The following is a 510-nucleotide window of genomic DNA, read 5'->3' on the forward strand; positions in this document are numbered from 1 at the left end:
GGATAACGTCGGCTTCGGGCGTAGTCGGGCCGTTTGCGCCTTCAACCACGATTTTCGCGCGGACTTTACCGGCGTTTTCGGAAGTCAGCTGGTTTTCCAATGCGCAAGGGGCGAGTACGTCCATATCCAAAGCCAAAAGTTCGGCGTTTGTAATTTCTTTGCCGTAACCGGCTTCGTTGGTGATGAAGCCTTTTTCTTGGAACTCTTTAAACAGCGCTTCCATATCCAAGCCGTTTTCATTGTAGATAGCAACGTCAACAGTAGATACGGTAACGACTTTCGCGCCGGATTGATGCGCGTAATAGCCGGTGTGGTAGCCCACATTGCCGAAACCTTGAATGGCGTAGGTTGCGCCTTTCACATCTTTGCCCAGTTTTTCCAAAGCTTGGACGGCGGCGAGGTTCACGCCGTAACCGGTAGCCTCGGTACGCGCCAAAGAGCCGCCGAACTCAACCGGTTTGCCGGTAAATACGCCCGGCGCGGAATGTTTCACCACGTTTTCATAGGCAT

General features: G+C 52.9%; 1 protein-coding gene. It reads right to left on the bottom strand.

The window, feature by feature from the left end; all coding sequences use genetic code 11:
• On the bottom strand, positions 1 to 510 hold a 510-nt coding region (locus tag K5E19_RS24045; RefSeq protein WP_409334617.1), incomplete at both ends, for a Glu/Leu/Phe/Val family dehydrogenase.

Source organism: Enterobacter sp. RIT637, from assembly GCF_019718755.1.
In the GTDB taxonomy this organism is placed as follows: domain Bacteria; phylum Pseudomonadota; class Gammaproteobacteria; order Enterobacterales; family Enterobacteriaceae; genus Enterobacter.